This window comes from Candidatus Synechococcus spongiarum SH4 (genome assembly GCF_000586015.1).
GTDB lineage: Bacteria > Cyanobacteriota > Cyanobacteriia > PCC-6307 > Cyanobiaceae > Synechococcus_B > Synechococcus_B spongiarum_F.
This window is the reverse complement of record NZ_JENA01000125.1, coordinates 1-4,828: the sequence shown is the minus strand read 5'-3', so window position 1 is coordinate 4,828 and position 4,828 is coordinate 1. Positions and strand designations below refer to the sequence as shown.

At 65.2% G+C, this 4,828-nt stretch carries 3 protein-coding genes and 1 pseudogene; 3 read left to right on the top strand and 1 reads right to left on the bottom strand.

Translation table 11 applies throughout. The annotated features are described in order from the left end of the window. Positions 1 to 78: 78 nt before the first annotated feature. Positions 79 to 3,380 (bottom strand): annotated as a pseudogene (gene carB / locus BG35_RS10705) (carbamoyl-phosphate synthase large subunit). Between the two features lie 143 nt (positions 3,381 to 3,523). On the opposite strand from carB, the gene BG35_RS0106465 reads away from it, so the two are divergent. The 3 genes from BG35_RS0106465 to BG35_RS0106455 form a co-directional block, all read left to right on the top strand. Further along, on the top strand, positions 3,524 to 4,159 hold the full coding sequence (locus BG35_RS0106465; protein WP_025782186.1) for a DUF3318 domain-containing protein: 636 nt from the start codon (positions 3,524 to 3,526) through the stop codon (positions 4,157 to 4,159). 51 nt (positions 4,160 to 4,210) lie between these two features. Next, positions 4,211 to 4,573: a ribosome silencing factor gene (rsfS, locus tag BG35_RS0106460; protein WP_025782185.1), complete on the top strand. Its 363-nt coding sequence runs from the start codon at positions 4,211 to 4,213 to the stop codon at positions 4,571 to 4,573. Positions 4,574 to 4,626: 53 nt separating this feature from the next. After that, on the top strand, positions 4,627 to 4,828 hold a 202-nt coding region (locus tag BG35_RS0106455), incomplete at its 3' end, for a CGLD27 family protein (protein ID WP_236619814.1).

Here is a 4,828-nt window from a genome sequence, read left to right as displayed (position 1 = left end):
CTGGATGACAACTCAAGGGCGAAGAAACCCACTGCCTACTATTCAACCGGGGCAACAACCATGGGGCAGGCAGTCCGCTTACTTCCGGCCATGAATATCCTGTAATGCGGCAATGGTCAACTCCCCCTGTTGCAGGGCGGCAATGGCTTCGCTCACCGCCTGGGCCGCCGCCAGGGTGGTGACGGCGGGCACGGCGTAATCAATGGCGGCGCGCCGTAGATAGCGATCATCATGGGCGGCCTGGCGACCGATGGGTGTATTGATAATGAGCTGGATGGCGCCGGAGCGAATCTGATCCTCGATATTGGGCCGCCCCTCATGCACTTTCAAGACCGTGGTCACGGCAAGGCCGGCCTGGCGCAGGTGGGCGGCGGTGCCCCGGGTGGCCACCAGGGCCAAGCCCAAGTCCGCCAGCCGCCGGGCAATGGGCGCCAAGCCCGGCTTGTCCCGGTCATGGGTGGAAAGGAACACCGTCCCCTGGCGGGGCAGTTCCTCCCCGGCCCCCAACTCCGCCTTGGCATAGGCCATGGCAAAACCGGGGGCGCTGCCCATGACCTCCCCGGTGGAGCGCATCTCCGGTCCGAGGATGCTGTCGCTGCCGGGGAAGCGCCGGAACGGCAACACCGCTTCCTTGATGGCCTGCATGGGAATGGCGGGTTCCTCCGTCAGGCCCACCTGCTCCAGGGTTTCCCCCGCCATGAGCCGGGCCGCCAGCTTGGCCAGGGGACGGCCACAGGCCTTGGCCACGAAGGGAACGGTGCGGGACGCCCGGGGATTGGCCTCCAGGATGAACACCTGCTCACCCTGAACGGCAAACTGCACGTTCATCAGCCCCACCACCCGCAAGGCCCGGGCCAGGCTGTGGGTCCACTGGCGGATGGTGTGCAGGGCTGCTGCGCTCAGGTTGATGCTGGGCAGGCAGCAGGCGGAATCCCCCGAATGGATCCCGGCGGGCTCGATGTGTTCCAGGATGCCGGTAATCACGCTATGGCCCCGGCCGTCCGCCAGGGCATCCACGTCCACCTCGATGGCGTTGTCCAGGTATTGATCAACGAGGACAGGGTGATCCGGCTCCACCTGCACGGCGTGTTTGACGTAGTGGCTCAGTTCGGGGTGGTTATGCACCAATTCCATGGCCCGACCCCCCAGTACGTAACTGGGCCGCACCACCACCGGATAACCAATCCGCTCCGCCACGGCAAGGGCTTCCGCCTCGCTGCGGGCCAGCCCGTTGGCCGGCTGGCGGATGTCCAGTTGACGGAGAAGCTGCTCGAATCCCTCCCGGTCCTCGGCGGCGTCAATGGATTCCGGTGACGTGCCCCAGATCACTGTGCCGGTGCGGCGTCCCTCCGGGCTCCCCAGCCACCGCAGCAGCGGCATGGCCAGTTTCAAGGGGGTCTGGCCGCCAAATTGCACGATGATCCCGGCGGGTTGCTCCGCCTCGATCACGTTGAGCAGATCCTCCAGCGTCAGCGGCTCGAAATACAGCCGGTCACTGGTGTCGTAATCCGTGGAGACGGTCTCCGGGTTGCTGTTGTGCATCACCGTGACCCAGCCCTGTTCCCGCAGGGAGAAGGAGGCATGGCAGCAGCAATAGTCGAATTCAATGCCCTGGCCGATGCGGTTGGGGCCACCCCCCAGGATCAGCACCTTCCGCCCGGTGTCCTGCCGCGCCTCCGTGGCCGGCGGCTGGCGTTCCAGGGCACCGTCCTCCCGGAGCCAGGCGCCGGCGGCTTCGTAGGTGCTGTAGTGGTAGGGGGTGGTGGAGGCAAACTCCGCGCGCAGGTGTCCACGGTTTTGAACACCACGTCCACCCCCAGCTTTTGCCGCCGCCGGCGCACCGCCAGTTCTTCGGATCCGGTGGCCCAGGCAATCTGGCGGTCGCTGTAGCCGGCCTGCTTGAGACTCAGCATGGCGCCGCCGTCCAACTCCTGGAGCGTGCGACCCTGCAGGTGTTGCCGCTCCAGGTCCAGGAGCCGGGCCAACTTGGCCAGGAACCAGGGATCAATGCCGGTCAACTCCCGCAGGCGCTCCCGATCAAAACCCTGCTCCATGGCCTGGCGCAGTTGAAAGATCCGCTCCGGTGTGGGGGTGCGCAGTTGAACCGCCATGGCCTCCGGGTCCATGGGGGTCTGGGGGGACCCGTCGCAACCCCAGCCGGCGCGGCCAATCTCCAATCCCCGCAACGCTTTTTGCAGGGACTCCTCGAAACAGCGGCCGATGGCCATCACCTCGCCGACAGAGCGCATGGAGGTGGTGAGCACCGGCTGGGCGCCGGGAAACTTTTCAAAGGCGAAGCGCGGCGCCTTGGTGACCACGTAATCGATGCTGGGCTCGAAGCAGGCCGGCGTCTTGCCGGTAATGTCGTTGAGGATTTCCGGCAGGGTGTAACCCACCGCCAGACGGGCGGCCATCTTGGCGATGGGGAAGCCTGTGGCCTTGCTGGCCAGGGCCGAACTGCGGCTCACCCGGGGGTTCATTTCAATGACCACCAGGGCGCCGTCGGCAGGATTGACGGCGAACTGCACGTTGCTGCCCCCGGTTTCCACCCCCACCTCCCGCATGATGGCCAAGGCCTGGTCCCGCAGCCGCTGGTACTCCCGATCCGTAAGGGTCTGGGCAGGGGCCACGGTGATGGAGTCGCCGGTGTGTACCCCCATGGGATCCAGATTCTCGATGCTGCACACCACCACGGCGTTATCCGCTTGATCCCGCATCACCTCCAGTTCGTATTCCTTCCATCCCAACAGGGATTGTTCAATCAGGATCTGGCGCACAGGGCTGGCCTCCAGGCCGCTGCGGGCAATGGTGAGCAGGTCGTCGGTGTTGTAGGCGATGCCGCCGCCACTGCCCCCCAGGGTGAAGGCGGGGCGGATGATGAGGGGATAGCTGCCGATCCGCCGGGCCACGGCCTCCGCCTCCAGCAGGTTGGCGGCAATGCCGGAGGGGCACACCTCCACCCCGATGCGCCCCATGGCCTCCTTGAACAGTTGCCGGTCTTCCGCCTTGCGGATGGCCTCCGGGCTGGCGCCGATCAACTCCACGCCGTAGCGCTCCAGAACGCCCCGTTCCGCCAGGTTAATGGCCAGATTGAGGGCGGTCTGCCCTCCCATGGTGGGCAGCAGGGCGTCGGGGCGTTCCGCCGCAATCACCTGGGCCACCACCTCCGGGGTGAGGGGCTCGATGTAGGTGCGGTCCGCCATCTCCGGATCGGTCATGATGGTGGCCGGATTGGAGTTCACCAGCACCACCTGAAAGCCCTCGTCCCGCAAGGCTTTACAGGCCTGGGTTCCCGAGTAGTCGAACTCGCAGGCCTGACCGATGACAATCGGCCCGGACCCCAGAAGGAGAATACGCTGTAGATCGCTGCGTCGGGGCATCCGGGGGTGCAAAGGCCAACCACACCAGCATGGCGCCCCCGGTTCGGGAATGATGTGCCTGTCGAATCCGGATTGGCCAGCTAGGCTGGCCTGACCCCACCCTGCGGCAAGACTTCCACCCCCGCTTCCCCGCTCTGAACCGTATGACTGAACTTCAGCGTCTCAAAGGTCTTCTGCCACCGGAAATGCAGAGTTGGGTGTTTGTGGAGGCCGCCGCCGCCGCCGAGCCGCCCCTGATCACCATTGAGGAAATTGGCCGCGACGAGGTGGAAGTTCAGGTGGACCTGGAGGCGTGGGAAGCCTTGGCGCTGGATCAGCGCAACCTGCTCTTCTGGCATGAGGTGGGCCGTATCCAGAACGACGCCATTCCCCGGGACGGGTGGGAAATGGCCGCCCTGGCCATTGGCCTTGGCGGCGCCATTGGCGAACTCTGGGTGCAGGACGGTCTGTTGTTGGTGCTGGCCCTGGGCCTCTCCGGTTTTGCCGGCTATCGCCTGTATCTGAAAAACAATCCCGAGAAGCACCTGCAGGAAGCCATTGCGGCTGACGAGCGGGCCGTTGCCATGGCCACACGCTTCGGCTATTCCCTTCCCAATGCCTATCGCAGTCTGGGCAGCGCCCTGAAGATGCTGGTGGCCCAAACCCGCAAGAAGCGCAAACGCAGCTTCTATGAAAATCGCCTGGATGCCCTGCGGCGGAGCGCCGCCAAGGCCCAGGCGGAGATGGCCCGGTCCGAGGGGAGCCCGGAAGCCATGAGCAGCGAGAACGTCTATGGTTGAAGTGACCGCTGACCCCTTGGCTGCGCTCCCCGGGCGCCCCGGAAACAACCCCTGGATTCCACCGCCCTGGCCCAACTGGCGGCAGAGGCTTGCGATGACCGCAGGGCCGGGGAGATTGTGTTGATCCGCGTGGATGAAGTGGCCTACCTGACCGACTGGTTTGTCATCTGCTCCGGCGGCTCTCCTGTTCAGGTGCGCGCCATTGCCCGTTCCGTGGAGGAGAAGCTGAACGAGCAGGCCCGGCGCCGGCCCCTGCGGTTGGAGGGGATTTCGGAAGGGCGCTGGGTGCTTCTGGATTACGGCGAACTGATCGTCCATGTGATGGGGACCCAGGAACGTCGCTTTTACGACCTGGAAGGCTTCTGGAGCCATGGAGAGCTGCACCCTTATCAGCCCGTGGCGGAGAACCCCTGAATGTTGTGTTTTCTGTTGTTGTGGCTCTGATGGACAGCACCTGCCCGGTTCCCATGGAGCAGCGGCCCCTGCAGCAGTATGAAGAGCTGCGCCAGTCCTGGTTTTTCCGTTGGGCTGATCCTGATGTTCTCACCTGTCTCAAGCCCTTTGCCCTCTGCTGGCTGCTGTTGACCCCCCTCACCACCGTCATTGCCAGCGGCAGCGTTCCCCTGCAGAAGGATCCCCCCCGACTGCTGGCCGCCGGGCTGGTGGGGG

Coding starts and splice junctions, on each gene's coding strand:
- BG35_RS0106465 (WP_025782186.1), top strand. CDS start 3,524: ATGACTGAACTTCAGCGTCTCAAAGGTCTTCTGCCACCGGAAATGCAG.